The organism is Pseudomonas sp. MPR-R2A5 (genome assembly GCF_058793055.1).
Window position 1 is genome coordinate 31708 of the sequence record NZ_JBXAFK010000003.1, and the last position, 25630, is coordinate 57337.

At 61.5% G+C, this 25630-nt stretch carries 21 protein-coding genes; 8 read left to right on the forward strand and 13 right to left on the reverse strand.

Annotated features, from left to right (window positions below):
* The first annotated feature begins 86 nt into the window (after positions 1-86).
* A complete protein-coding gene (thrH, locus tag AC1Q6I_RS02915; protein ID WP_024076899.1) occupies positions 87-704 on the forward strand; it encodes a bifunctional phosphoserine phosphatase/homoserine phosphotransferase ThrH in 618 nt (205 codons plus the stop codon).
* A 50-nt stretch (positions 705-754) separates the two neighbouring features.
* Here the strand turns inward: thrH and AC1Q6I_RS02920 are convergent, their stop codons facing one another.
* From AC1Q6I_RS02920 to rloA, 6 genes are all read right to left on the reverse strand, one after another.
* Positions 755-1111 carry a helix-turn-helix domain-containing protein gene (locus tag AC1Q6I_RS02920; protein WP_069077441.1) on the reverse strand — a complete coding sequence of 119 codons (357 nt, stop codon included), beginning with the start codon at positions 1109-1111 and terminating at the stop codon, positions 755-757.
* A complete protein-coding gene (locus AC1Q6I_RS02925) occupies positions 1111-1413 on the reverse strand; it encodes a type II toxin-antitoxin system HigB family toxin (protein WP_024076897.1) in 303 nt (100 codons plus the stop codon). The genes AC1Q6I_RS02920 and AC1Q6I_RS02925 overlap by 1 nt, the downstream gene beginning before the upstream one ends.
* Positions 1414-1642: 229 nt before the next feature.
* Entirely contained in the window at positions 1643-2986 is a 1344-nt protein-coding gene (pabB, locus tag AC1Q6I_RS02930; RefSeq protein ID WP_024076896.1) for an aminodeoxychorismate synthase component I, read from the reverse strand.
* Positions 2987-3086: 100 nt separating this feature from the next.
* On the reverse strand, positions 3087-4073 hold the full coding sequence (locus AC1Q6I_RS02935; protein WP_024076895.1) for an alpha-L-glutamate ligase-like protein: 987 nt from the start codon (positions 4071-4073) through the stop codon (positions 3087-3089).
* Entirely contained in the window at positions 4073-5605 is a 1533-nt protein-coding gene (gene rloB, locus AC1Q6I_RS02940) for an osmotic stress tolerance membrane protein RloB (RefSeq protein WP_024076894.1), read from the reverse strand. Before rloB ends, AC1Q6I_RS02935 begins: the two co-directional genes overlap by 1 nt.
* Positions 5606-5610: 5 nt before the next feature.
* Positions 5611-6156: a retropepsin-like aspartic peptidase RloA gene (gene rloA / locus AC1Q6I_RS02945; protein ID WP_102625418.1), complete on the reverse strand. Its 546-nt coding sequence runs from the start codon at positions 6154-6156 to the stop codon at positions 5611-5613.
* A gap of 272 nt (positions 6157-6428) precedes the next feature.
* Here rloA and AC1Q6I_RS02950 point away from each other — a divergent pair, with 272 nt between their 5' ends.
* The 6 genes from AC1Q6I_RS02950 to prpD all read left to right on the forward strand — a co-directional run bounded on the left by AC1Q6I_RS02950 (position 6429) and on the right by prpD (position 14941).
* Complete coding sequence (locus tag AC1Q6I_RS02950) at positions 6429-7151, forward strand: GntR family transcriptional regulator (protein WP_024076892.1); 723 nt, start codon at positions 6429-6431, stop codon at positions 7149-7151.
* Positions 7148-8041 carry a methylisocitrate lyase gene (gene prpB / locus AC1Q6I_RS02955; RefSeq protein WP_024076891.1) on the forward strand — a complete coding sequence of 298 codons (894 nt, stop codon included), beginning with the start codon at positions 7148-7150 and terminating at the stop codon, positions 8039-8041. Before AC1Q6I_RS02950 ends, prpB begins: the two co-directional genes overlap by 4 nt.
* A gap of 52 nt (positions 8042-8093) precedes the next feature.
* Positions 8094-9221, forward strand: coding sequence for a bifunctional 2-methylcitrate synthase/citrate synthase (prpC, locus tag AC1Q6I_RS02960; RefSeq protein ID WP_102625419.1), 1128 nt, complete (start codon positions 8094-8096; stop codon positions 9219-9221).
* Between the two features lie 169 nt (positions 9222-9390).
* Positions 9391-11985 (forward strand): Fe/S-dependent 2-methylisocitrate dehydratase AcnD, encoded by a 2595-nt coding sequence (gene acnD, locus AC1Q6I_RS02965; RefSeq protein ID WP_102625420.1) that lies wholly within the window; start codon positions 9391-9393, stop codon positions 11983-11985.
* A gap of 11 nt (positions 11986-11996) precedes the next feature.
* Positions 11997-13187: a 2-methylaconitate cis-trans isomerase PrpF gene (gene prpF, locus AC1Q6I_RS02970; protein ID WP_102625421.1), complete on the forward strand. Its 1191-nt coding sequence runs from the start codon at positions 11997-11999 to the stop codon at positions 13185-13187.
* 269 nt (positions 13188-13456) lie between these two features.
* Complete coding sequence (gene prpD, locus AC1Q6I_RS02975) at positions 13457-14941, forward strand: 2-methylcitrate dehydratase (protein ID WP_024076887.1); 1485 nt, start codon at positions 13457-13459, stop codon at positions 14939-14941.
* A 198-nt stretch (positions 14942-15139) separates the two neighbouring features.
* Here the strand turns inward: prpD and AC1Q6I_RS02980 are convergent, their stop codons facing one another.
* The 7 genes from AC1Q6I_RS02980 to AC1Q6I_RS03010 all read right to left on the reverse strand — a co-directional run bounded on the left by AC1Q6I_RS02980 (position 15140) and on the right by AC1Q6I_RS03010 (position 23940).
* Positions 15140-16462: an ABC transporter ATP-binding protein gene (locus tag AC1Q6I_RS02980; RefSeq protein WP_041161281.1), complete on the reverse strand. Its 1323-nt coding sequence runs from the start codon at positions 16460-16462 to the stop codon at positions 15140-15142.
* Positions 16463-16476: 14 nt separating this feature from the next.
* Positions 16477-18222, reverse strand: a complete 1746-nt coding sequence (locus tag AC1Q6I_RS02985) for an ABC transporter permease (RefSeq protein WP_102625681.1) — start codon at positions 18220-18222, stop codon at positions 16477-16479.
* A gap of 226 nt (positions 18223-18448) precedes the next feature.
* The gene (locus AC1Q6I_RS02990) at positions 18449-19177 is read right to left on the reverse strand and encodes an alanyl-tRNA editing protein (RefSeq protein WP_069076762.1); all 729 of its coding nucleotides are present in this window, start codon (positions 19175-19177) and stop codon (positions 18449-18451) included.
* Between the two features lie 2 nt (positions 19178-19179).
* Positions 19180-20172: a serine O-acetyltransferase gene (locus AC1Q6I_RS02995; RefSeq protein ID WP_024076883.1), complete on the reverse strand. Its 993-nt coding sequence runs from the start codon at positions 20170-20172 to the stop codon at positions 19180-19182.
* A 37-nt stretch (positions 20173-20209) separates the two neighbouring features.
* Positions 20210-21124: a PLP-dependent cysteine synthase family protein gene (locus AC1Q6I_RS03000; RefSeq protein ID WP_024076882.1), complete on the reverse strand. Its 915-nt coding sequence runs from the start codon at positions 21122-21124 to the stop codon at positions 20210-20212.
* Between the two features lie 24 nt (positions 21125-21148).
* Complete coding sequence (gene moeB, locus AC1Q6I_RS03005; protein WP_024076881.1) at positions 21149-23011, reverse strand: molybdopterin-synthase adenylyltransferase MoeB; 1863 nt, start codon at positions 23009-23011, stop codon at positions 21149-21151.
* 35 nt (positions 23012-23046) lie between these two features.
* Positions 23047-23940: a DMT family transporter gene (locus AC1Q6I_RS03010; protein WP_162163613.1), complete on the reverse strand. Its 894-nt coding sequence runs from the start codon at positions 23938-23940 to the stop codon at positions 23047-23049.
* A 160-nt stretch (positions 23941-24100) separates the two neighbouring features.
* Between AC1Q6I_RS03010 and AC1Q6I_RS03015 the strand changes: the two genes are divergently transcribed.
* The gene (locus AC1Q6I_RS03015) at positions 24101-25525 is read left to right on the forward strand and encodes an aminotransferase-like domain-containing protein (RefSeq protein ID WP_102625680.1); all 1425 of its coding nucleotides are present in this window, start codon (positions 24101-24103) and stop codon (positions 25523-25525) included.
* The last annotated feature ends 105 nt before the right edge of the window (positions 25526-25630 follow it).

Below are 25630 nucleotides of genomic sequence, written 5' to 3' on the forward strand. Positions count from 1 at the left end.
CCCGCGTTGCGGCGGCGGGCTTGAATCGCTAGAGTTCGGCAGTCCTTTTGCTCGCTCGACTTGAACAATATAACTAGGAGTGTCTTGTGGAAATTGCCTGTCTCGACCTGGAAGGGGTGCTGGTTCCGGAAATCTGGATCGCCTTCGCTGAAAAAACCGGTATTGAATCCCTGCGGGCGACCACCCGGGACATTCCCGACTACGACGTGCTGATGAAGCAACGCCTGCGCATCCTCGATGAACACGGGCTCAAGCTGGCCGATATCCAGGAAGTGATCGCCACGCTCAAGCCGCTGGAAGGCGCCATCGAGTTCGTCAACTGGCTGCGCGAGCGCTTCCAGGTAGTGATCCTGTCCGACACCTTCTACGAATTTTCCCAGCCGTTGATGCGCCAGTTGGGCTTTCCGACCTTGCTGTGCCACCGCCTGATCACCGACGACAGCGACCGTGTGATCAGCTACCAACTGCGCCAGAAAGACCCCAAGCGCCAGTCGGTACTGTCGTTCAAGAGCCTGTACTACCGCGTGATCGCGGCCGGCGATTCCTACAACGACACCAGCATGCTGGGTGAGGCCGACCGTGGGATTCTGTTCCATGCGCCGGAGAATGTGATCCGCGAATTCCCGCAATTCCCGGCGGTGCATACGTTTGAAGATTTGAAGAAAGAGTTCATCAAGGCTTCGAATCGGCTGTTGAGCCTTTAATTTTTTCGGCCGGGCTGATGGGACGGGTAAAGCCACTGCCTATGTTCCTGTCAGCCCTCTGCAAGCAATCGCTCATAAGGAATACTCAAGCCTTCATGCAGTCGCTTGATCATCGACAAGCTCAGCTTGCGCTTGTGATTCAGCACTTCGGATACACGTCCGCTCGTCCCGATGAAAGGCTCAAGATCCCGGGCGGTCATACCTAGCTGTTCCATGCGAAATTTAATCGCTTCCACCGGGTCTGACGGGGGGATGGGATAGTGCTGCGCCTCGTATTTTTCGATGAGTATTGCGAGGACTTCCAGCTCATCACCCTCTGGCGAGCCTGGTTGCGCTCCCCATATCTGCTCCACGCGCGCAAGCGCAGCGGTCAGGTCCTCTCGGGAATGTATCGGTTTGATGTTCATCATACGGTCTCCGCATTGATCTGATCGTATTGCGCATGAGTTCCTACGAACCGTATGAACCCAAGCTGTCGCTGGTAATCGATCGCCATGATCACTCGATATTTGTTGCCGCCCACGTTGAATACAACCCTGCCACCTTTGAGAATGCTCGCGGTCCTGAGCTCTGCCTTGAGTGCTTGTGGCGTCGGGTAAATTGCCTTTTCCATATGCCGATACAATTCAATAAGCGGCGCTTTTGCATCGATATAGGCGGGTTGGTTTTCCCAGAATATTCGTAAGGTCGATAGAGCGATTATCCGCATCGCTGCAACCTCCCAATTTGGGAGATGGTAGGTGCGATTGAGAGGAGATGCAATCTCGGAAATATTTCCTGAAGGGTAGGCAGTCGCTTCATGTGATCCTTCACAGACGGCGGGTGGACGGTTGACGCCGGACGCTATCCTCCGACGTTCAACTGCGTCTACTGCGGGTCTGATTCAGGTTTTTTCTACTGCCCGGCTCTGCGTCTGAGAGCCAGAAAGGAACTGCGCGCTACAGGCTTTCCAGTGTTTGTAACAACACCCGCACCTTGGTCAGCGACTCCTGATACTCCGCCTGCCACTGCGAATCCGCGACGATCCCGCCGCCGCCCCAGCAGCACACCTGACCATCCTTGACCAGCAAGCTGCGAATGGCGATGGAGCTGTCCATCTCGCCGCGCACATCCAGGTACACCAGCGAACCGCAATACAAGCCGCGCCGCGTCGGCTCCAGTTCGTCGATGATCTGCATCGCGCGGATCTTCGGTGCGCCGGTGATGGAGCCACCGGGGAAGCTGCCGGCGATCAGGTCCAAGGCATCTTTGTCGTCGGCCAATTCACCGATGACGCTGCTGACCAGATGGTGCACGTTGGGGTAGCTTTCCAGGCTGAACAGCTCCGGCACGCTCACCGAGCCGGTGCGGCAGGTGCGGCCGAGGTCGTTGCGCAGCAGGTCGACGATCATCAGGTTTTCGGCGCGGTCCTTGGGGCTGGCCAGCAGTTCGGCGGCATTCGCCGCGTCTGCTTCGGGGGTCAAGCCGCGAGGGCGCGTGCCTTTTATCGGGCGGGTTTCGACCTGGCGCTGGCTGATACGCACGAACCGCTCCGGCGACAGGCTCAGCACCGCGCCATCATCCGGCAGGCTCTGGAACCCGGAAAACGGCGTCGGGCAGGCTTCGCGCAGGGCGCAATAGGCCGCCCACGGATCGCCGAGGCACGGTGCGCGAAAGCGTTGGGCAAAGTTGACCTGGTAGCAGTCACCGGCCTGGATGTAATCCTGGATGCGTACGATCGCCTGGCGATATGCCTCGGCGGTCAGGTCAGGGGCCATGGGGCCCAGGAGCTTGAACGTGGCTGCTCCGTCGACAACGCCATGACTGAACACCGCGATCAAGCGTTGCCGCTCGCTGACTGCCAGCGCCGGGTGAAACACCAACTGGCTGGTCCGCGCCTGGTGATCACTGATCAGCGCCCAGGCATACAGGCCAAAACGCGCATCCGGCAGGTGCAAATCGTCTGCGGCCAGGTGCGGCATCTGTTCCAGGTGGCGGCCGAAGTCGTAGCTCAAGTAGCCGATCAGGCCGCCAGCAAACGGGAGTTCCAAGCCAGCGGGTATGCTCGCTTCACCCAGTTGGGTCAGGCTTTCCCGCAGGCGCTGCAGGAAGTCTGCGCCGCTTTCACCAGGCGATACCGTTAGTGTCACTTGCGGCCAGGCGCTGAGCAGGTCATAACGCCCGCGCTCGGCCACGGGCCTGCCGCTGTCCAGCAGGACTGCGCCTGGCGCATGGCGAATCGCCGCAAAATACTCGGCGGGGTTGGCCCGGTAGGGCAGCGGGTGTACGGAGCAGGTCGACATGCGGGGGTGGATCAGCTGTTGGCGTGGGGGAGGGGATTGTAGTCCCCCGTAGGATTTGCTCCTAGGGGGGATGTCGGGGATAGACAGATGTAAGGCCGCGTCAGCCTTCGACGGGCGGAATATGCCCGAACATTTCCTGTACGAACGCCACCCGCTCTTCCGGGGTTTCCGTCACACCGGCCGCTTTCAGCGCTTCCAGGCGCGCCTCCACGGCATGGGTGCGCAGGGTCAGGCCGCAGTCGTTGGCGATCTGGATATTCAGCCCCGGCCGTGCGTTCAGTTCGAGGATCAGCGGGCCTTTCTCCTGGTCCAGCACCATGTCCACGCCGATATAACCCAGCCCGCACAGCTCGTAGCAGCCGGCCGCGAGCTTCATGAAGCCGTCCCAGTTGGGCAGTTGCACACCGTCCACCGCGTTGGTGGTGTCGGGGTGCTTGGTGATGATGTTGTTCAGCCAGGTACCGCGCAGGGTCAGGCCGGTGGCGAGGTCGACACCCACGCCAATCGCGCCCTGGTGCAGGTTGGCCTTGCCGCCGGACTGACGCGTCGGCAAGCGCAACATGGCCATCACCGGGTAGCCCATCAAGACGATGATGCGGATATCCGGCACGCCTTCGTAGCTGATGCTCTTGAAAATCTGGTCGGGGACCACGCGGTACTCGATCAGCGCGCGGTCACGATGGCCACCCAAGGAGTACAGGCCGGTGAGGATGCTGGAAATCTGGTGCTCGATTTCCTCATGGCTGATGATCTTGCCGGACACTGTGCGGTAGCGCCCTTCAAAACGGTCGGCGACGACCAGGATGCCGTCGCCGCCGGCGCCCTGGGCCGGCTTGATCACGAAGTCGCTGCGCCCACCGATGATCGCGTCGAGCTTGTCGATTTCCTTCTCGGTGGAAATCACTCCGTACATTTCCGGCACATGGATGCCGGCCGCCATGGCCCGTTCCTTGGTGATGATCTTGTCATCCACGATCGGGTACAGGCTGCGCTTGTTGTACTTGAGCACGTAGTCGGCGTTACGCCGGTTGATGCCCATGATCCCTCGCGCTTCCAGGGCCTTCCAGGTCTTCCAGAAGCCGAACATTACGAATCAGCCTTGAGGAAGGCCTTGAACCGCACCAGTTCGGTCAGGCGGTAGCCGCGATAGCGACCCATGGCCAGCATGAAGCCCACCAGGATCAACAGGATCGCCGGGAAGGTGAATACGAAGTAAATCAGCTCCGGCACGCTCATGATGATGTGTGCCAGGGAGGCGGCGAACAGCGTGCCGATCGCGACTTTCATCGCATGGCTGGCGCCGCGTTCTTCCCAGGTGATCGACAGGCGTTCGATGGTCATGGTCAGGATCACCATCGGGAACAGCGCCACCGACAAGCCGCGCTCCAGGCCCAGTTTATGGCTGAACAGGCTGATGGCGGCGATCAGCACCACCACGAAGGTCAGCACCACCGACAACCTGGGCAGCATTTGCAGCTTCAAGTGTTCCAGGTACGACCTCAGGGACAAGCCCAATGCCGTGATAATCGTGAACAGCACAATCCCGAAGCCCAGCTGCGTCTCGCGGAACGCCAGCGCGATCAGCACCGGGGTGAACGTGCCCAGGGTCTGCAGGCCGATCAGGTTGCGCAGGATCAGGATCACCAGCACGCCGATCGGGATCATCACCATGATCATGAAGGTTTGCTGGGTTTGCAGCGGCAGGCCATACAGCGAGTATTCGAGGAAGTTGGCGTCGGTATTTTCGTCGGTCAGCTTGGCCAGGCGAATCGCGTTCATTTCGCTGTTGTTCAGGCTGAAGGTAACCACGGCTTTCTTGCCGCCATCGACGGTGATCAGGTTTTCATCGCCGGTCCACCACAGCAGGCGGTCGGCGGGCAGGCCCTGTTCGCCGGTCTCCGGGTTGAAGTACAGCCAGTCATTGCCATTGAAGCTGCGCAGCCACAGTTCCGGGGTTTGCGGCTGGTCGGCGACCAGGCGGATGGTGTGGACCTTTTCCACCGGTACGTGGGCGATGGACAGCAGCAGCTCGACGATCTTGGCCTTGTGCGGCGTCGACGGGTCGCCGCCCAGCAGCAGCTTGACGTTGTCGTCGTTGAGGTTGTTGGTGCGCTTGATCGCTTCGGTAATAAAGGTCTCGACGTCGGCCGAGTGCTGGCGGATCGGCGCCAGCAGGGCTTCGGCGGCGATTTTCTCCGGGCCTTCCACGGCAATGCTGTCGCGGAAGGTCGGGCCCTTGATCTTGACCTTCTCGCCGCTGTAGCGCTTGGTCAGCACCAGGCGGTAATACAGGGTCTGGTTGCCCTTGGCGCGGCGTGCCGACCAGGTGACCTTGCGGTTGCCATCGATGCGGTTGACGCTCACCCCGTAGTTGTTCGAGATGAAACTCTCATTGAGGCTGACGAAGTCGCGGCTCAGGGGCGGCACGAACATCTGGATCTTCACCGGGTCTTTCGGGTTGGCGACGAACTCGACCTTGGCGTCGATGTTCCACAAGTCGTCGGTGGCGTCCTCGGTAACAGGAATGCCCAGCACGAAGATCTGGTAGGCGGTGACCGAAATACCGAGCACCACCAAGAGGGTGATGAGGATTTTCAGGTGCAGGGTGAGAGAGCGCATTCGGTTTACTCGGCGGTATGAGCGTCGGCGGCGCAGGCGGGTTTGCCTGCTGCGTATTTAAGACTGGGGTCGACCAGCGCATCAAAGCGTTTCAGGGCTTCGGAGCCGATCAGCAGTGGGTATTGGAAGGCGCTGCGGTCAGTCAAGTTCACTTCGATGCTGCGTAAAGCGCTGCCCATGCAGATATCCAGGGCAATCACCGGACGGGCGGTGTAGTTCTTGTCCTCATCGGGATCGTAGTCACCGGCGCGACGCTTGATCTTGCTGACGCGGGCCAGGGGGCGCTCAATGGGGTGGGAATGGGCGGCGTCGATCGCCAGGTAGAAGCGTACCCAGGATTCACCGTTGCGCTTGAAACGCTTGATATCGCGGGCGCTGAGCGAGGCGGTCTTGGCGCCGGTGTCGAGCTTGGCCGCGACTTCCAGGTCGATACCGGCGAGCTTGGCGTATTCGTTGAGGCCATACACGGTCTTTTCGGCGGCAACGCTTAGCGCCGGCATAAGTCCCGGTACGAACAATAGGCATATCAGAAGGAAGGGCTTGAGTCTCATAGATCCTGAGGCGGTGCAGTGCGATGTTCAATTCAAGGCGACTGGCATTGCTGCGCAAGCTCCCTCGTGCGCCGTTTCATCCAGTGATGTCAGGCAAAAGCGGCGGGCATTCTAACATGATGCTTTTCTGACGCCAGCGCTGGCAGGCGGCCATGCCCCAAGCGCGTGCGGGGCTGGTTATTAGACGATTGTCGACAATGTGCATTTATTCTTTGACTATCTGGGGCTGATTGGCTAGTTTTTGCCACATTGCTTTTAAAGGTGTCGACAATATGCTCGAGCAAGCGGAAGCCCCGGTGGTGCCCTCGGACGAATCCCAGACGATGTCGGAAAACGTCTTCCGCCGTATCCAGGCCGCCATCGTCAAGGGCGAGATCGCCCCCGGCAGCAAGATCTCCGAGCCAGAGCTGGCGCGCACCTACGGCATCAGCCGTGGCCCGTTGCGTGAGGCGATCCACCGCCTGGAAGGCCAGCGCCTGCTGGTGCGCGTACCCCATGTGGGCGCGCGAGTGGTGTCGTTGAGCCACGCCGAGCTGATCGAACTCTATGAGATCCGCGAGTCCCTCGAAGGCATGGCCTGCCGCCTGGCTGCCGAGCGCATGACCGATGCGGAAATCGAAGAGCTGCGTCAGGTGCTGCACACCCATGAACGCGACGAGGCGTTCCAGGCCGGCCTGGGCTACTACCAGCAGGAAGGCGACTTCGATTTTCACTACCGGATCATTCAAGGTGCCGGTAACCGCACCCTGACCCAAATGCTCTGCGGCGAGCTGTACCAGTTGGTGCGCATGTACCGCATCCAGTTCTCCGCCACCCCCAATCGTCCACGCCAGGCTTTTGCCGAGCATCACCGCATTCTTGACGCGATTGCCGATCGCGACGGTGAACTGGCCGAACTGTTGATGCGCCGCCATATCGGTGCATCCAAACGCAATATCGCCCGTCATTTTCCCGACGGCGCTCCCCAGACAGCCACTCAGCGAGGTGAGTCATGAGTTCCAATAACAACACCACTCCAGGCCAGCGTTTCCGTGACGCGGTTGCCAGCGAACAGCCTTTGCAAGTGGTCGGCGCAATCAACGCCAACCACGCGCTGCTGGCCAAGCGCGCGGGCTTCAAGGCGATCTACCTGTCGGGTGGCGGGGTGGCTGCCGGCTCCCTGGGCGTACCGGACCTGGGCATTACCGGCCTGGACGACGTGCTGACCGACGTGCGCCGCATCACCGACGTGTGCGACCTGCCCTTGCTGGTGGACGTGGACACTGGCTTCGGCTCCTCGGCGTTCAACGTGGCGCGTACCGTCAAGTCGATGATCAAGTTCGGCGCTGCCGCCATCCACATCGAGGACCAGGTCGGCGCCAAGCGTTGCGGGCATCGTCCGAACAAAGAAATCGTGTCCCAGCAGGAAATGGTCGACCGCATCAAGGCCGCCGTGGATGCGCGCACCGATGACAGCTTCGTGATCATGGCGCGTACCGATGCCCTGGCGGTCGAGGGCCTGGAGTCGGCGCTGGAGCGTGCCGCCGCCTGCATCGAGGCGGGCGCCGACATGGTGTTCCCGGAAGCCATCACTGAACTGGAGATGTACAAGCTGTTCGCGTCCCGGGTGAAAGCGCCGATCCTGGCTAACATTACCGAGTTCGGCGCAACGCCGCTGTACACCGTCGAACAGTTGAAATCTGCCGATGTTTCCATCGTGCTGTACCCGCTCTCGGCCTTCCGCGCCATGAACAAGGCCGCCGAGAACGTCTACACCGCGATCCGTCGCGACGGCACCCAACAGAACGTGATCGACACCATGCAAACCCGCATGGAGCTTTACGATCGCATCGACTACCACACCTTCGAGCAGAAGCTCGACGCGCTGTTCGCCGCGAAGAAGTAACGAACGCGCCTCTCTATAAATACAAGATTAAATACAAGATTGGAGAACAGACATGGCTGAAGCAAAAGTACTGAGTGGCGCCGGCCTGCGTGGCCAGGTTGCCGGGCAGACGGCGTTGTCCACCGTGGGGCAGGCCGGTGCCGGCCTGACCTATCGCGGCTACGACGTGCGCGAACTGGCGGCCGATGCGCAGTTTGAAGAAGTGGCCTACCTGCTGCTCTACGGCGAACTGCCGACCAAGACCGAACTGGCCGCCTACAGCGCCAGGCTGAGCAAGCTGCGCGACCTGCCGCAAGCGCTCAAGGAAGTCCTGGAGCGCATCCCCGCCGACGCCCACCCGATGGACGTGATGCGCACCGGTTGCTCGTTCCTCGGCAATATCGAGCCCGAGCAAGACTTCAGCGTGCAACGCGACGTCACCGACCGCCTGCTCGCCGCCTTCCCGGCGATCATGTGCTACTGGTACCGCTTCAGCCACGACGGCAAGCGCATCGACTGCGTGACCGACGAGCCCAGCATCGGCGGCCACTTCCTGCACCTGCTGCATGGCAAAAAACCGAGCGAGCTGCACGTCAAGGTGATGAACGTGTCGCTGATCCTCTACGCCGAACACGAATTCAATGCCTCGACCTTTACCGCGCGGGTGTGTGCGTCGACCCTGTCTGACCTGTATTCCTGCGTCACCGCTGCGATTGGCTCGCTGCGCGGCCCGCTGCACGGCGGCGCCAACGAAGCGGCGATGGAAATGATCGAGCGTTTCGGCTCGGCAGAGGAAGCAGTCGAAGGCACCCTCGGCATGCTGGCGCGCAAGGACAAGATCATGGGCTTCGGCCACGCGATCTACAAAGACAGTGACCCGCGCAATGAAGTGATCAAGGGCTGGTCGAAAAAGCTCGCTGACGAAGTGGGCGACACGGTGTTGTTCCCAGTGTCCGAAGCCATCGACAAGACCATGTGGGAACAAAAGAAACTGTTCCCCAACGCCGACTTCTACCATGCCTCGGCGTACCACTTCATGGGCATCCCGACCAAGCTGTTCACGCCGATCTTCGTGTGCTCGCGCCTGACCGGCTGGGCCGCCCACGTGTTCGAACAGCGCGCCAACAACCGCATCATCCGTCCAAGCGCCGAGTACGTCGGCGTTGAACAGCGCAAGTTCGTGCCAATCGAACGTCGCTGAATTGCAGGTGTAATCCTGCTCTCTGTAGGAGCGAGCTTGCTCGCGAAAAACGTCAAGGCATCGCGATCATTCAGTATGCCCGCATTATCGTTGACGACCTTCGCGAGCAAGCTCGCTCCTACAGGAGGCAGGTTCCCGCAGCAACCTATACCGTGACCGAGTCCTGACGATGAACACTGAATTCCGCAAACCGCTCCCCGGCAGCCGCCTGGATTATTTCGACGCCCGCGCGGCGGTCGATGCCATCCGCCCAGGCGCCTACGCCACCTTGCCCTACACCTCACGCGTGCTCGCGGAAAACCTGGTGCGCCGCTGCGACCCTGCCACCCTCAACGCGTCCCTGAGCCAACTGATCGAGCGCAAGCGCGACCTCGACTTCCCATGGTTCCCGGCACGCGTGGTATGCCACGACATCCTCGGCCAGACTGCCCTGGTCGACCTCGCCGGCCTGCGCGATGCCATCGCCCTGCAAGGCGGCGACCCGGCCCAGGTCAACCCGGTGGTGCCGACGCAACTGATCGTCGACCACTCCCTGGCCGTTGAAGCCGGTGGTTTCGACCCGGACGCGTTCGAGAAAAACCGCGCCATCGAAGACCGTCGCAACGAAGACCGTTTCCACTTTATCGAGTGGACCAAAAAAGCCTTCAAGAACGTCGACGTGATCCCGCCGGGCAACGGCATCATGCACCAGATCAACCTGGAGAAAATGTCCCCGGTGATCCAGGTGCGTGACGGTGTGGCCTTCCCGGATACCTGTGTCGGTACCGACAGTCACACCCCGCATGTGGATGCGCTGGGCGTGATCGCCATCGGCGTCGGCGGCCTCGAAGCCGAAAGCGTCATGCTTGGCCGCGCCTCGTGGATGCGCCTGCCGGAAAGCGTCGGCGTGGAGCTGACGGGCAAGCTGCAACCCGGCATCACCGCCACCGACATGGTGCTGGCGCTGACCGAGTTCCTGCGCCAACAGAAAGTGGTCGGTGCCTGGTTGGAGTTCTTCGGCGAAGGCGCATCGAAACTGACGTTGGGCGACCGCGCGACCATCTCCAACATGGCCCCGGAATACGGTGCGACAGCGGCGATGTTCTACATCGACCAGCAGACCATCGCCTACCTGAAACTCACCGGCCGCGAAGACGAACAGGTCACCCTGGTCGAGCAGTACGCGCGTCATACCGGCCTGTGGGCGGACGACCTCAAGAGCGCGAAATACGAGCGCGGCCTGACCTTCGACCTGTCCAGCGTCGTGCGCAACATGGCCGGCCCGAGCAACCCCCACGCCCGTGTCGCCACGCGTGACCTGGCCGCCAAGGGCATTTCCGGCCAGTGGGATGAAGTTCCGGGGCAAATGCCTGACGGCGCGGTGATCATCGCTGCCATTACCAGCTGCACCAACACCAGCAACCCGCGCAACGTGATCGCCGCCGGCCTCCTGGCACGCAACGCCAACAAGCTGGGGCTGAAACGCAAGCCGTGGGTCAAGTCGTCCCTGGCACCAGGTTCGAAGACCGTGGCCATGTACCTCGAAGAAGCGGGCCTGGGCCATGAGCTGGAAAAACTCGGTTTTGGCGTGGTGGCCTTTGCCTGCACCACCTGCAACGGCATGTCTGGCGCACTGGACCCGGTGATCCAGCAGGAAATCATCGACCGCGACCTGTACGCCACCGCCGTGCTCTCGGGCAACCGCAACTTCGACGGGCGTATCCACCCGTACGCCAAGCAAGCGTTCCTGGCTTCGCCGCCGCTGGTGGTGGCCTATGCGATTGCCGGCACCATCCGTTTCGATATCGAGAAGGACGTGCTGGGCCTCGATGCCAATGGCAAGGAAATCCGCCTGCAGGACATCTGGCCGACTGACGAAGAGATCGACGCAGTGGTCAAGGCCTCGGTCAAGCCGGAGCAGTTCCGCGCGGTGTACATCCCGATGTTCGCGATCCACGAAGACACCGGCCCGAAAGTCGCGCCGCTGTATGACTGGCGCCCGCAAAGCACCTATATCCGCCGTCCGCCGTACTGGGAAGGCGCACTGGCCGGGGCGCGGCCACTCAAGGGCATGCGCCCGTTGGCGGTGCTGCCGGACAACATCACCACGGACCACCTGTCGCCGTCCAACGCGATCATGCTCGACAGCGCCGCGGGCGAATACCTGGCGAAAATGGGCCTGCCGGAGGTCGACTTCAACTCCTACGCGACCCACCGTGGCGACCACCTGACCGCGCAGCGCGCCACGTTTGCCAACCCGAAACTGTTCAACGAGATGGTCGTCGAGAACGGCAAGGTCAAACAGGGTTCCCTGGCGCGCATCGAGCCGGAAGGCAAGGTCACGCGCATGTGGGAAGCCATCGAAACCTACATGGAGCGCAAGCAGCCGCTGATCATCATTGCCGGCGCCGACTACGGCCAGGGCTCGTCCCGCGACTGGGCGGCCAAGGGCGTACGCCTGGCTGGCGTGGAAGCGATTGCCGCCGAAGGCTTCGAGCGCATCCACCGCACCAACCTGGTGGGCATGGGCGTGTTGCCGCTGGAGTTCCTGCCGGGCACCGACCGCCACACCCTGCACATCGACGGCAGCGAAACCTATGACGTGGTCGGCGAGCGCACCCCGCGCGCGCAGTTGACCCTGGTGATCAATCGCAAGAATGGCGAACGTGTCGAAGTGCCGGTGACCTGCCGTCTGGACACCGCCGAAGAAGTGTCGATCTACGAGGCGGGCGGCGTGTTGCAACGTTTTGCCCAAGACTTCCTGGAATCGGCGGCGACCGTCTGAAGAGGATAACCATGGCACACGTAGCGCAAATCAAGATCCCCGCCACCTATATGCGTGGCGGTACCAGCAAGGGCGTGTTTTTCAGGCTCCAGGACCTGCCCGAATCGGCGCAGGTGCCGGGTGCCGCCCGCGATGCCTTGCTGTTGCGGGTGATCGGCAGCCCCGACCCCTATGACAAGCAGATCGATGGCATGGGCGGCGCCACGTCGAGCACCAGCAAGACCGTGATTCTCGCCAAGAGCACCCGTGCCGATCACGACGTGGACTACCTGTTTGGCCAGGTCTCCATCGACAAGCCCTTTGTCGACTGGAGCGGCAACTGCGGCAACCTGTCGGCGGCGGTGGGCTCGTTCGCTATCAGCGCCGGGCTGGTCGACCCGGCGCGCATACCGCACAACGGCATTGCCGTGGTGCGGGTGTGGCAGGCCAATATCGGCAAGACCATCATTGCCCATGTGCCGATCACCGACGGCGCGGTGCAGGAGACCGGTGATTTCGAGCTCGATGGCGTGACCTTCCCGGCCGCCGAAGTGCAGCTGGAGTTCATGGACCCGGCGGCGGAAGAAGAGGGCGGCGGCGGTTCGATGTTTCCCACCGGCAACCTGGTCGACGAGCTGGAGGTGCCGGGTGTCGGCACCTTCAAGGCGACGCTGATCAACGCGGGCATCCCGACGATTTTCATCAACGCCGAAGACCTTGGCTACACCGGCACCGAGCTGCAGGGCGCGATCAACAGCGACCCCAAGGCCCTGGCGATGTTCGAGACGGTGCGCGCCTACGGCGCGTTGCGCATGGGCCTGATCAAGCACCTGGACGAAGCCGCCCAGCGCCAGCACACGCCGAAGGTGGCGTTTGTGGCTAAGCCTGCCGATTACGTGGCGTCCAGCGGCAAGGCGATCAAGGCCGGCGATGTGGACCTGTTGGTGCGCGCCCTATCCATGGGCAAGCTGCACCACGCCATGATGGGCACCGCAGCGGTGGCGATTGGCACGGCTGCGGCGATTTCCGGGACCTTGGTCAACCTCGCCGCGGGCGGCATCGAGCGTAATGCCGTGCGCTTCGGGCATCCGTCCGGCACGTTGCGCGTGGGGGCTGAAGCCACCCAGGTGGACGGTGAGTGGGTGGTGAAGAAAGCCATCATGAGCCGCAGTGCGCGGGTGTTGATGGAAGGTTTCGTCCGCGTACCCGGCGACGCCTTCTAAAACCCTGCACAGATCCAATGTGGGAGGAGGCTTTTTGTAGGAGCGAGCTTGCTCGCGAAAAACTCACAGGCGCCGCGTTCATTCAGGAAGCACGCGTTATCGTTGACGTTTTTCGCGAGCAAGCTCGCTCCTACAAGAGGCGATGTGAACTGGCATTAGGGTAAGCCCTTCCCACAGAGGATCTCTATTCCAAAAGGCAGGCATCCAAGACCTGCTTTCAATAACCGTAAGCCCGAGGACTGACCCCAACCCATTTTCGGAGTACTGCCATGAGCACCAACGTCGACCAGAACAACCGCCCCGATTACGACCAGGTTTTGCAGGACATTGCCGACTACGTCCTCAACTACCGCATCGACTCCCCGGCCGCCCTGGACACCGCGCGCAATTGCCTGATGGACACCCTCGGCTGCGGTCTGCTGGCCTTGCGTTTCCCGGAGTGCACCAAGCACCTGGGGCCCATCGTCGAAGGCACGGTGGTGCCGTTCGGCGCGCGGGTACCGGGCACGTCGTTCCGCCTGGATCCGGTCAAGGCCGCCTGGGACATCGGTTGCCTCGTGCGCTGGCTCGACTACAACGACACCTGGCTCGCCGCCGAATGGGGGCACCCCTCGGATAACCTCGGCGGCATCCTCGCCGTGGCCGATCATCTTTCGCAAAAGCGCGTGGCCAATGGTGAGGCACCGCTGACCCTGCGCGCGGTGCTGGACGCAATGATCATGGCCCACGAAATCCAGGGCGTGATTGCCTTGGAAAACTCCTTCAACCGCGTCGGCCTCGACCATGTGCTGCTGGTGAAAGTCGCCTCCACGGCGGTCACCGCCAAGCTGATGGGGGCCAACCGTGAACAACTGCTGGCAGCGCTGTCCCACGCCTTCGTCGACGGCCAGGCCTTGCGCACTTACCGCCATGCGCCCAACGCCGGTTCGCGTAAATCCTGGGCGGCGGGAGATGCGTCGAGTCGTGGTGTACGCCTGGCCGACATCGCCATGCGCGGTGAGATGGGCATTCCCGGGGTGCTGAGCGCGCCGCAGTGGGGGTTCTACGACGTGTTGTTCAGCCACACCAACAAGGACCTGGCGCTCAAGCCCGAAGACAAGCGCGTCTTCAGCCTGTCGCAGCCCTACGGCACTTATGTGATGGAAAACGTGCTGTTCAAGATCAGCTTCCCTGCCGAGTTCCATGCGCAAACCGCCTGCGAAGCGGCGGTGACCTTGCACCCGCAGGTCAAGGATCGCCTGCATCAGATCGAGCGCATCGTGATCACCACCCATGAGTCGGCGATTCGCATCATCTCCAAGGTGGGCCCACTGGCCAACGCCGCCGACCGCGACCATTGCCTGCAATACATGACCGCGGTGCCCCTGGCGTTCGGCAACCTGGTGGCCGAGCAGTACGAAGATGAGTTCCACGCAGCCCACCCGATCATCGACGAACTGCGCGACAAAATGGTCATCGTCGAAGACCCGCGCTACAGCCGCGAATACCTGGAGGCCGACAAGCGCTCCATTGCCAATGCGGTGCAGGTGTTCTTCACGGATGGCACCCACACCGAGCAGGTGGCGGTGGAGTACCCGATTGGCCATCGCCGTCGCCGCGCAGACGGCATTCCGTTGCTGGAAGACAAGTTCAAGGCCAACCTGGCCACGCGGTTTACCGCGCAGCGCAGCGCGGAGATTTTTGCATTGTGCAAAGACCAGGCGCTGCTTGAAGCGACGCCGGTCAATCGGTTCGTGGACCTGTTTGTGATCTAAAAAACACAGGAGATCCCAGTCACACAGGAGATCCCACTAACACAGGAGATCAAATGTGGGAGGGGCGGTGCGACGATTCGACTTGCCCCCGATGGCGGTATGTCAGCACCCGATGTATTGGCTGACACACTGCTATCGGGGGCAAGTCGAATCGTCGCACCGCCCCTCCCACATTTGGAATTGTGCTGGAGTTGAAAGTTACATACTGCCTTCGACATCATCCAGGCTGAACGTCTCGGTATGGTCGTCATAGGAGAAAATCTCCGCATACCGCCCCCAGGCCACCACGCTTTCCAGGGTTTTCTCCACGAACGCTTCCGTCATCGAGTCTTCCAACTCCTGTTCGAAGCGCACCCGTGGCGCCCGATGCCCGCTGCGCTCCAGCAGCACCTGGTGAATGCGCGCGGCCAACGGCACGTGTTGAATCAAATGCTCGGCGAACAGGGTTTTGCGTTCCTGGGTGCCGTAGTTGGCGAACAGCTTGCCAGCATCGGTAAGCGTGATGTCGGCGCCCTTGAGTTCGGCGAAACCCAAATGTTCAAGCATCTCCGCCACCGGGAACAGGTCGTCCACTTCCAGCAAGCGCCGTTCGGCGACGGTCGGCAAACCGGCATGACCGTTGTAGGGTTCGGCGGCCAGGGTTTCGATCAGGCCGGCCATCAGGTTGGTGGACACTTCCGGCAGCAGGCTACCCATTTTCAGCTCGGGTATGCCCCGGCTCGCATCGGCGCTGCGCCTGTCGGTCATCAGGGCGTAGATGTCGTCGACCATTTGGCGGAAGGTGGGGTCCAGCCGATTGCGCGGGTGCGCGAACGGCACTTTGATCTCGGCGACCACGCGGCCGGGGTTGGACGACAGCACCAGGATGCGGTCGCACATCAGCACCGCCTCTTCGATGTTGTGCGTCACGATCAGGATTGACTTGATCGGCAGTTGTTTGCCGCTCCACAAATCCAGCAGGTCGTTGCGCAGGGTTTCGGCGGTGAGCACATCCAGCGCCGAGAACGGTTCGTCCATCAGCAACAAGGTCGGGTTGACCACCAGGCCACGGGCGAAGCCCACGCGCTGGCGCATACCGCCGGACAACTCGCGTGGGTAGGCGTTTTCAAAACCGTCCAGGCCGATCAGGTCAATCGCCGCCAGCGCGCGCCTGCGGCTTTCCTTGCGTTCGACTTGCAAGGCTTGCAGGCCGGCCTCCACGTTTTCCAGCACGGTCAGCCAGGGGAACAGCGCAAACGTCTGGAACACCATGGCCACGCCTTCGGCCGGGCCGGTCAGCGGTACGCCGTGGTAGCGCACTTCACCCGATGACGGCTGGATCAGCCCGGCGATGATGCGCAGCAGCGTGGATTTGCCGGAGCCGGAGCGGCCGAGCATGCCGACGATTTCGCCTTCGTGCAGGCTCAGGTCCACACCGCTGAGGACTTGCAGTTCATCCTTACCTTTGCCGAACACCCGGTTCACGTTTTTCAGCGAGTAGATTTCCGGGGTGTCGGCAGCATGTTCGGGGCGGGTAGTCATCACAGCGAATCCCATCAGTTCAAGCGGAGTTTGTTTTCAGCCATGGCGTACATCGGTCGCCAGACCGCGCGGTTGAAAGCCACCACAAAGATCGACATCACCACCACGCCCAGGGCGATCTTCGGGAAGTCGCCGGCCGCGGTGGTCTGTGCGATATAGGCGCCCAGGCCATGGGCGACCACGTTGTCCTGGCCCCAGGATACGTACTCGGAAACGATGCTGGCGTTCCATGCCCCGCCCGAGGCGGTAATGGCGCCGGTGACGTAGTACGGGAAGATGCCCGGCAACATTACCTTGCGCCACCACAGCCAGCCGCGAATGCGGAAGTTGGCGGCGGCTTCCTTATAGTCATTGGGAAAGGCACTGGCGCCGGCGATCACGTTGAACAGGATGTACCACTGGGTGCCGAGCACGATCAGTGGGCTCAGCCAGATGTCCGGGTTGAGGTGGAAGTGCAGGATCACAATGACAAAGACCGGAAACAGCAGGTTGGCCGGGAACGCCGCGAGGAACTGCGCCAGTGGCTGGATTTTTTCCGCCAGCTTTGGTCGTAGGCCGATCATCACCCCCAGCGGTACCCAGATGAGCGAGGCGATCAGGATCAGCCCCACGACGCGCAGCAGGGTAATCAGGCCCAGTACCACTACATGCCCGACTTCGGCGAGGGTCACCTCGGTGCCGACATAGCGCACGATGTGGTACAGCGCGTAGGCCGTCAGCAGGGCGATCATTGAGCCCCATACCCAGTCGATCACCTTGGACCTCGTGGCACTGGCCGCGGGCATGGCCTTGAGCGTGCCGCGCGGCAAGGCGAAGCGTTTGTTGCCCAGGCGGCTGATCGTACGGGTTATCGGGCGCAGGATACGTTGGACCACGCGTGTGCGCTGGATCAGGTTCAACACCCAGGATTGCGGGGCGACGCCTTGTGAGGCGGTGGTTTCCATCCGGAACTTGTCGGCCCAGGCCACCAGCGGGCGAAACAGGAACTGGTCGTAGATCAGGATTACCGCGATCATCGCCAGGATCACATAGCCTACGGCGTGCAGGTCTTTCTGGGCGATGGCCAGGGCCAGGTACGACCCCACGCCTGGCAGGGTAATGGTCTTGTCGCCGACCGTGATGGCCTCGGAGGCAACCACGAAGAACCAGCCGCCTGACATGCTCATCATCATGTTCCAGACCATCCCCGGCATGGCGAAAGGCACGTCGAGTTTCCAGAACTTCTGCCAGCCGGACAGCCGCAGGTTGGTGGACACTTCGACCAGGTCGTGAGGAAGCATGCGCAGGGACTGATAGAAACTGAACGTCATGTTCCAGGCCTGGCTGGTGAAGATCGCAAAGATCGCGGCGAACTCCGCGCCGAGCACGCGCCCGGGAAACAGCAGCAGGAAGAACGTCACCGTAAACGAGATATAGCCGAGCACCGGCACCGATTGCAGGATGTCCAGCACCGGCACCAGCAGCTTTTCGGCACGTCGGCTTTTGGCCGCGAGGGTGCCGTACAGCAGGGTGAACACCAGCGCCGCCGCCATTGCCGCGAGCATGCGCAGCGTGGTGCGCATGGCGTATTCCGGCAGGTTGGCCGGGTCGAGGGAAATGACTTCGCTTTGTAGGGTGGCGATGGGGGCCCAGGTTTCCCGGGCGGTGATGGAAAAAAACAGTAAAAAGCCGATGACCAACGGCAGGGCGACCAGGTCCCAGCGATTGGGGAGCAGACGTAGCGTGGACGCCGGGATGTAGTGACGGAACACTTTGTTCATAGGCAGTCAGTCCTGCAGCGTTCAGGTTCAGAGTGGGCGTAATGGGAGTGAGCGTAGCCGCTGCACGAATGACCTACCGAACAGCACGGGTGCTGTTCATGAGTCAGGGGCATCAAGAAGATGCTGGAGGAATTGTACGTTTCTGAATGTTACAAGCGCGTCAATTTTGCTGTCAGTTTCCTGTACGAACTGAGACTGGGGCGCGAGCACCCCAGCCGCTCAGCTGTTATTCAAACCGCAGGATCACGCGGCGGTTGTGTTTGCTCTTCTTCTCGATCTTTTCGCAGAACACCCGGCCGATTTCCTCGGTGTTGGCCACATGGGTGCCGCCGCACGGTTGGATATCGATCCCGCCAATTTCAATCACGCGTACCGAGCCCTGGATCACCGGCGGCGCGACCGCCTGGGTGCGGGTGATCTGCAGCAGGGTGGCGTACTCCGTGGCGGGCATCGAGAGGGTCTTGACCTCATGGGCCTGGGCGATCAGCGCGTTGAGGTCGCGGGTGATGCTGTCCTTGTCCAGCGTCATCTCCGGCAGGTCGAAATCCAGGCGGCCCTTGTCGGCACTGATGCTGCACCCGGTCACAGGGGCATCGATGAGCGAGCACAGCAGGTGCAGGCAGGTGTGCATCTTCATGTGCTGGTAGCGCCGTTCCCAATCGAGGTTGGCCTCCACCTGCACCCCGGCAACCAATGGCTCGGGGCAATGTTCCACCTGATGCCAGATGATCGAGCGCGCTTCGGCGTCGCGCACGGTACCGGTGATGTCGACGCGCGTGCCATCCGCCAGGGTGAAGTGGCCAGTGTCACCCGGTTGCCCGCCGCCGGTGGGGTAGAACAGCGTGTGCTCCAGGGCGATGCCGTGCTCGCTGACGGCAATCACCCGGGCGTTGAATGCGTTCTGGTAGGGCGCGCTATCAAACAGCGCCAGGGTTTCCATGGTGTGCACGGACATGTTCATCCTCCGACGATCAGTGGGCTGGCTTGCAGCAAGTGGCGCACCATTGCGCTCAAGCCAGGGGGGGAGAGCAAAGTGATTTCGAATTCCGGGCCGCAGACTTTGAGGTTCAATGGCAGGCGCGGCAGGTGGTCGGCCGTTTCGACGCGATGCAGGCGAAATTGCAGGTGATGGCGTTCCTTCACCGTGGGTTCGAGCATCAGCCCTTGCAGGGGGTGGAAGTCGGCGTCGAGTACGGTGACCTTGTGGCTGGTACTGATCTCACCGACCACGTGCAGGCGCTCATCGAGGGCGAAGGCACCGAGGTAGTTGCTGTGGTCCGATTCATCGTTTTTTTGCAACTGGATCTGGTTCACCACTTTGACCTTGGTACCGGCGGGCACGTCCTGGGTAATCACGCACGAGGGGCTGATAAACACGTTGTCGCCGATCGTCACATAACCCAGTACGCGGGCGCCGGAGCCGACTTCGACGTTGTTGCCCAGGCGCGGGTGGCGCTTGCCGTCCGGGTTGTTGGCGATGCCGCGGGCGCCCAAGGTCACGCCGCAGAGGATGTAGCAGTCGTTGCCGATTTCGCAGGTTTCGCCGATCACCGTGCCGTAGCCGTGGTCCAGCACAAAGCGCCGGCCGATGCGCGCAGCCGGGTGAATCTCCGCGCCGGAAAGGATCTTGCCCTGGTTGCTGAGCTTGAGGGCAATGCGCGAAAACACGCCGTTGGTCCGGTCGGGGAAATTCCATACCAGGTGGGCAAGCCGATAAAACAGCACGGCCTTGAACGAGGCATAGGACTCCAGGATCAGTTCGCCCCGCCCGCGCGACGCCGGGTCGCGGTAGGCATAGGCGATCAGGTCCTCGGCTACCGCCTGTGCGGCGTTCTGGATCAGCGGTGCCAGGTGCGGTTCCAGCTGTTTCATCTGCGTGGGCGTGAGGGTTTTGATGAGGTGGGTGAGTAACTCATCGTGCAGCTGTTGCATGTCGATAAAGCCGCTCATGGAGGCACCCCCGCATTCTGGATGGTTGGAAAACCGGTTATTCGAAACTGGGCAGGTAGCTGTCGGCATTGTCGTAGACCATGGTCAACACCACCGTTTCGGGCGGTAGTTCGGGGGCGAGTTGGGCGATGGCCACCATATTGGCGGCTGAGGACAGGCCCAGGCTGATGGCGTCGGTGCGCATGATGCGTTTCATCATGTCGATGCATGCCTGGCGCGAGACCTTGAGCATGCCGTCGATCACGTCCAGGTTGAGGATGCTCGGGATCAACCCGATCGACAGGCCCTGGATATGGTGCGGCGCGTGCTGGTTTTTCAGCAGGTCGCATTCCTCCGGCTCCACGCCCATCACGCGCAGGGCCGGCCAGGCGGCCTTGAGGGTTTCACCGATGCCGGTGATATGGCCGCCGGTACCGATGCCGCTGACAAAATAATCGACACGCCGGTCAGCGAAGGCACGCAGGATTTCCGGGGCGGTGGTGTCGCGGTGGGTCTGCGGGTTGGCGCCGTTGCGTTGCTGGTTGAGCATCACGTAGCTGGGGTTTTCCAGCTGCAGTTCCATGCACTTTTCACCGTGGGAATTGTTGCCCAGGCGACTGTCCGACAGCACCACCTTGGCGCCGTAGAGGCGTAGCAGTTTCTGTTTTTCGGGGCTGTAGTTATCCGGGATCACCAGCACTACTTTGTAGCCCAGCACGTTGCCCGCCATCACCAGGCCGATGCCGGTGTTGCCACCGCTGGGTTCGATGATGGTTTGCCCGGAGTCGCGGATCAGCACGCCCCGGCGTTCGGCGTCGAGGATCATGCCCAGGGCGATGCGCGCCTTGTGGCTGCCGCCGGGGTTGAGCGATTCCAGCTTGGCGTAGACCTCGATGCCGAGGTCTTCGGAAAACTGCGCCAGGCGCACGATCGGCGTATGGCCGATGGCGTCGAGTATGGAGTTATGCAACATCAGCTCATCATCCCAAATCGACGGTCAGTACAAAGGCATGTCGGGTTCGACATCGCGAACCCAGTGCTTCATGCCACCTTGCAGGACTTTGGTGTTGGCAAAACCGGCCGCCAGCAGTGTGCTGGCCGCTTGTTCGGCGCGGGTGCCGGCGTAGCAGATCAGGTAATGGGTGTTGTTCCGGCTGAGGCGACCGAGTTGGCCATCCAGCTCGGCCAGGGGGATATGCACCACCCCCGGTAATTTGCACACCTCGAGTTCGCTGGCATCGCGCACATCCAGCAGCACGTCGGCGCTGCTGTGGTGTTCGAGTACCTGCTTGAGTACGCGCGGCTTGATGTAGCGCTCTTCGGCCAGGGACGGTTGGCTGGGCACGGCATCTGCGCACACGGTCGGTGCCTGGGTTTCGCTGTGGCGCAGGTCAGAGCAGCACGGGCAGTCGGCGCGGCGCTTGAAACGGATTTCGCTGAATTTCATCGCCAGCGCGTCGAAGCGCATCAAGCGGCCAGACAAGGGCTCGCCCAGGCCGATCAAGAGCTTGATGGCTTCGGTGGCCTGGATCATCCCAACCACGCCCGGCAGTACGCCGATAACCCCGCCGGCGCTGCAGTTGGGCGCCAGTTCCGCCGGCGGAGCCTTGGGGAACAGGCAGCGGTAGCACGGGCCTCCTTTATAGTTGAGCACGCTGATCTGCCCGTCGAAACGGTAGATCGCCCCGTATACCAAGGGTTTGCCCAGTTGCACGCAGGCATCGTTGACCAGGTAGCGGGTGTCGAAGTTGTCGGTGCCATCAATGACCAGGTCGTAGGCACCCACCAGTTCCAGGGCGTTATCGGCATTCAGCGCGGTGTCGTGGGCGTTGATCTGGATATGGCGGTTGAGGTCCTGCAAGCGCTGCTTGGCAGATTCGACCTTGGGCATGCCGAGGGTACTGTTGCCATGCACGATCTGGCGTTGCAGGTTGCTGCTTTCCACCACATCGAAATCCACCAGGCCCAGGGTGCCGACGCCGGCCGCCGCCAGGTACAGGCTGATGGGCGAGCCCAGGCCACCGGTGCCGATGATCAGCACCTTGGCTTTCTTCAGGTTCAACTGGCCTTCGCGCCCAACGCCGGGCAGGGTGATATGGCGAACGTAGCGCTGTACTTCCTCATTACTCAGGGTGTCGACATCCATGCCGCCGGACGTGGCGAGCAGGACTTCGATCCTGGCCTTTTCCGGCAACCGGTCATCGGCGTCGATCAGCGCTTCCTCGGCGGTGAACAGGAAGTGCTCCTTGAGCTGGTTGTTCTTTTCGTGAAACAGGTGCGTGCGCAGCTGGGGGTGGCTGTCGCAGAGGCTTTCAATGACTTCGCGCAATGTCGATCCGGCGCCCTCGAGGGTCGATTCCGGCAGCTTGGCCACGCGAACCAGAATGTCGGGGAAAGAGACAGCGTTCATGGACAACTCCGTGTGCAGGTCGTTGAAGGGTTGAAGGGCGAAATGCTTGCCATCCCAGGCAAACAGCTTTGATCCCAGGGCCTGGCCTCGGCGAACATCCACCACCAGGTAGCTGACGGGGTAGATCGGCTCGCCCAGGAACAGCGCCTTGTCCTGGTCTTCGTCACTGAAGTAGGCGCCGACGTCCGGGTGGGAGTGGTAGATCACCACCACCGGGTTGTCGCTGCGAAACGCCTTGTTCATCAGCAGGGTGTCGGCTACCGAGAACGTGTAGCCGTTGGCCGCGCTGCGCGGATACATCTCGGGGTTCTTGCGGTGCAGCTCATTCTGGATATTGCTGCCCAGGTACACGCTGCCATCGGCGAAGACGAACCCACAGCATTCCTCGGGGTAGCTGCGGCTGGCGTGGGCGTAGATCTGTTCGAGGGCTTCTGGGCGAAGGACGGCCATGTTTCTCTCGCGTTTCTGTGTGAGGGCCGGGAGGGTCAATTTTTCTTGGCCATGAGTTTTTCAATGGGCAACTTGGTGATCGCAAAGCCGGCCAGCAGGATGGCCGAGTACAGCATCAAGTCGCGGGAAATCGTCACGCCTTCGTACCAGGCGCCGATGATCACCGCGAACACCGGGAAGATGATGAACACGAATGACAGGATGATCGGGCTCAGGCGCTTGAGCAGCATGAAATACACGATGAACCCACCCACCGAGGCAACCAGCCCCAGGTAGAACAGGGCGCTCCAGGAGCGCAGGGTGATGGCTTCGAAGGTCGGCGCTTCAAACCACAGCCCGGCGACGAACAGCATCAGCCCGGCAATCCCGATGGGCAGCGTGTTGTAGGTGATCACGCTGATGGCGCTGCCTTTCTGCTTGGTAATGACGTAGCACAGGGCATGCATGATCGCGGCGCTCAGAATCGCCAGCACCCCGAAGAACTCGGCGTGGTCCAGGTGCAGGCCCTGGCTCTTGATGATCATGTACAGGCTGCCGAAGCCGATACCGATGCCGACCACTTGGGAAAAATAGATGCGTTCGCGCAGGAACAGTGCGGAAAAAATCAGGATGAACACCGGCATGCAGCTGAACAGCAGGGCGGTGAGGCCGGACGACACATGCATCTCACCGTAGTTGAGCAGGTAATAGGGCACGCTGAAGTAGGACAGGGTCACGAACACGAAGAACCAGCGGCTTTCCCTGGGGAACAGGATCGGCTCACGGCGCACCATGGCGAAACACAGGAACAGCGGGAAGGCGATAAGGAAGCGCAGGCCGGCGGAGGTCAGCGGCGGCACGCTCTCCACCGCGATCTTGATGCCCAGCCAGGTAGTGCCCCAACTCAGGCACACGATGAGAAACATCACACTGGTCACCAGGCCGGCCAACCACTGTTTTTGAGTTTTTGTTTTTGCAGTGTTTTCGAGAACGGCGGACATTGGCATCGTTTATTGCTTCCCTGAGCCGGAATTGAACTCTATATTGAACTTGTAATGAGTTATTTTTTTGGCTGATTGAACCCGTAAAAGCACACTATTAGGGCGAAAGATGACTGTCAAAACAAATATTGACATGGTGTCAATTATGCGTGAGGGGTTATCCAACGGGCAGGGCGTCAAGTACAAGCGCCTGTCCGATGTCATGGAACGGGGTATCCTCGAAGGCTTGATTGAACCGGGACGAAAACTACCGCCCCACCGGGTGCTTTCCGACAATCTGGGCGTGACTATCGGCACTATCAGCCGGGCCTACGGCGAACTCGAACGCCTCGGCCTGGTGGTGGCGCGGGTCGGTGACGGCACGTTCGTGCGCAAGCGTGGGATGGAGCGACAGCGTGATGAAGGCTTTCGTAACTTCAGCGAAGAGCCGCGGCAGTACTTTGATATGAGCCGCAACATGCATATCCCGGGGCAGGAGACGGTATTCCTGGCCCAGAGCTTCCAAACCCTGTCGACCAATGCCAAGTTCCTCCAGGACATCAGCGCCTACACCCCTGACGCCGGCCTGCCGCGTTACCGTGAAGCCGGTGCGCAATGGCTGGTGCAGCGCGATTTCCATCCGATTCCCGAACAGGTCATCTGCGTCAACGGCGGCCAGCATGGGTTGTTGTGCGCGATGATGGCGCTGTTGCGTGCAGGCGATACGGTGGTCACCGAACAGTTGACCTACCCTGGCCTGATCACCGCCGCGCGCATGCTGGGTGTGCGTCTGATCGGCCTGGAGATGGATGAAGAGGGCGTACTGCCGGGAGCGCTGGATGAAGTCTGTCGTAATCACCGGGTTTCGGCGTTGTATTGCACGCCGACCATCCAGAATCCTACGACGGCGGTCTTGTCGGTCGCACGTCGCGAGGCTTTGGTCAAAGTGTGCCGCGAGCACAACCTGCTGATTCTTGAAGATGAAGCCCACGGCGTGCTGGTAGAAGATCGGCCGCCGCCTCTCAGCTATTTCGCGCCTGAGCGTACGATTTTGATCAGCAGCCTGAGCAAGGCGGTGTCGGCCGGTTTACGCGTGGGCTATGTGCACGCGCCACCGGCGCTGGTCAGCCGTATCTCGGCGGCCTTGCGCTCGACCTGCTGGATGGCCACCCCCGTGACCCTGGAACTGGCCACCCAATGGATCGAAAACGGCACTGCGGAATACCTGCTGCGCCAGCAGATCAACGAGATCAGCCGGCGCAAAGCGCTGGTGCGCGACCTGTTGGCCGGGCTGGAATACCGCACTCATCTCAATAGCCCGCATTTCTGGATTGAAGTCCCAGAGCCCTGGCGCGCGTCGGAAATCGAGGCAGAGCTCAAGCAGAACAATTACCTGATCGCCACCGCCGAAGCGTTCGCCGTCGGGCAAACGGCTGTGCCGCAGTTTATTCGAGCGAGTATCTGCAATACGTCCGGCGATGATCAGTTGTTGCGGGCCGGGTTCGATGCGTTGGCGACGGCGTTGGGGCAGGGCGGTGGGCGGTTCCACCTGTAGCGAGGGGCGTTGTTGGGGGGAGCGGGCTTCTTTGTGGCGAGCGGGCTTGTTGTGGCAAGCCCGCTCGCCACAACAAGCCCGTTCACCACCGTTAAGCAGCGTCTC

Coding starts and splice junctions, on each gene's coding strand:
- AC1Q6I_RS03000 (WP_024076882.1), bottom strand. CDS start 21,124: ATGTTGCATAACTCCATACTCGACGCCATCGGCCATACGCCGATCGTG.
- AC1Q6I_RS02935 (WP_024076895.1), bottom strand. CDS start 4,073: ATGTTCGGCTTCTGGAAGACCTGGAAGGCCCTGGAAGCGCGAGGGATC.
- prpF (WP_102625421.1), top strand. CDS start 11,997: ATGGCACACGTAGCGCAAATCAAGATCCCCGCCACCTATATGCGTGGC.
- AC1Q6I_RS02995 (WP_024076883.1), bottom strand. CDS start 20,172: ATGAGCGGCTTTATCGACATGCAACAGCTGCACGATGAGTTACTCACC.
- AC1Q6I_RS02990 (WP_069076762.1), bottom strand. CDS start 19,177: ATGTCCGTGCACACCATGGAAACCCTGGCGCTGTTTGATAGCGCGCCC.
- prpD (WP_024076887.1), top strand. CDS start 13,457: ATGAGCACCAACGTCGACCAGAACAACCGCCCCGATTACGACCAGGTT.
- prpB (WP_024076891.1), top strand. CDS start 7,148: ATGAGTTCCAATAACAACACCACTCCAGGCCAGCGTTTCCGTGACGCG.
- AC1Q6I_RS02920 (WP_069077441.1), bottom strand. CDS start 1,111: ATGAACATCAAACCGATACATTCCCGAGAGGACCTGACCGCTGCGCTT.
- AC1Q6I_RS02925 (WP_024076897.1), bottom strand. CDS start 1,413: ATGCGGATAATCGCTCTATCGACCTTACGAATATTCTGGGAAAACCAA.
- rloB (WP_024076894.1), bottom strand. CDS start 5,605: ATGCGCTCTCTCACCCTGCACCTGAAAATCCTCATCACCCTCTTGGTG.
- AC1Q6I_RS02980 (WP_041161281.1), bottom strand. CDS start 16,462: ATGACTACCCGCCCCGAACATGCTGCCGACACCCCGGAAATCTACTCG.
- rloA (WP_102625418.1), bottom strand. CDS start 6,156: ATGAGACTCAAGCCCTTCCTTCTGATATGCCTATTGTTCGTACCGGGA.
- pabB (WP_024076896.1), bottom strand. CDS start 2,986: ATGTCGACCTGCTCCGTACACCCGCTGCCCTACCGGGCCAACCCCGCC.
- prpC (WP_102625419.1), top strand. CDS start 8,094: ATGGCTGAAGCAAAAGTACTGAGTGGCGCCGGCCTGCGTGGCCAGGTT.
- AC1Q6I_RS02950 (WP_024076892.1), top strand. CDS start 6,429: ATGCTCGAGCAAGCGGAAGCCCCGGTGGTGCCCTCGGACGAATCCCAG.
- AC1Q6I_RS02985 (WP_102625681.1), bottom strand. CDS start 18,222: ATGAACAAAGTGTTCCGTCACTACATCCCGGCGTCCACGCTACGTCTG.
- acnD (WP_102625420.1), top strand. CDS start 9,391: ATGAACACTGAATTCCGCAAACCGCTCCCCGGCAGCCGCCTGGATTAT.
- moeB (WP_024076881.1), bottom strand. CDS start 23,011: ATGGCCGTCCTTCGCCCAGAAGCCCTCGAACAGATCTACGCCCACGCC.
- AC1Q6I_RS03015 (WP_102625680.1), top strand. CDS start 24,101: ATGACTGTCAAAACAAATATTGACATGGTGTCAATTATGCGTGAGGGG.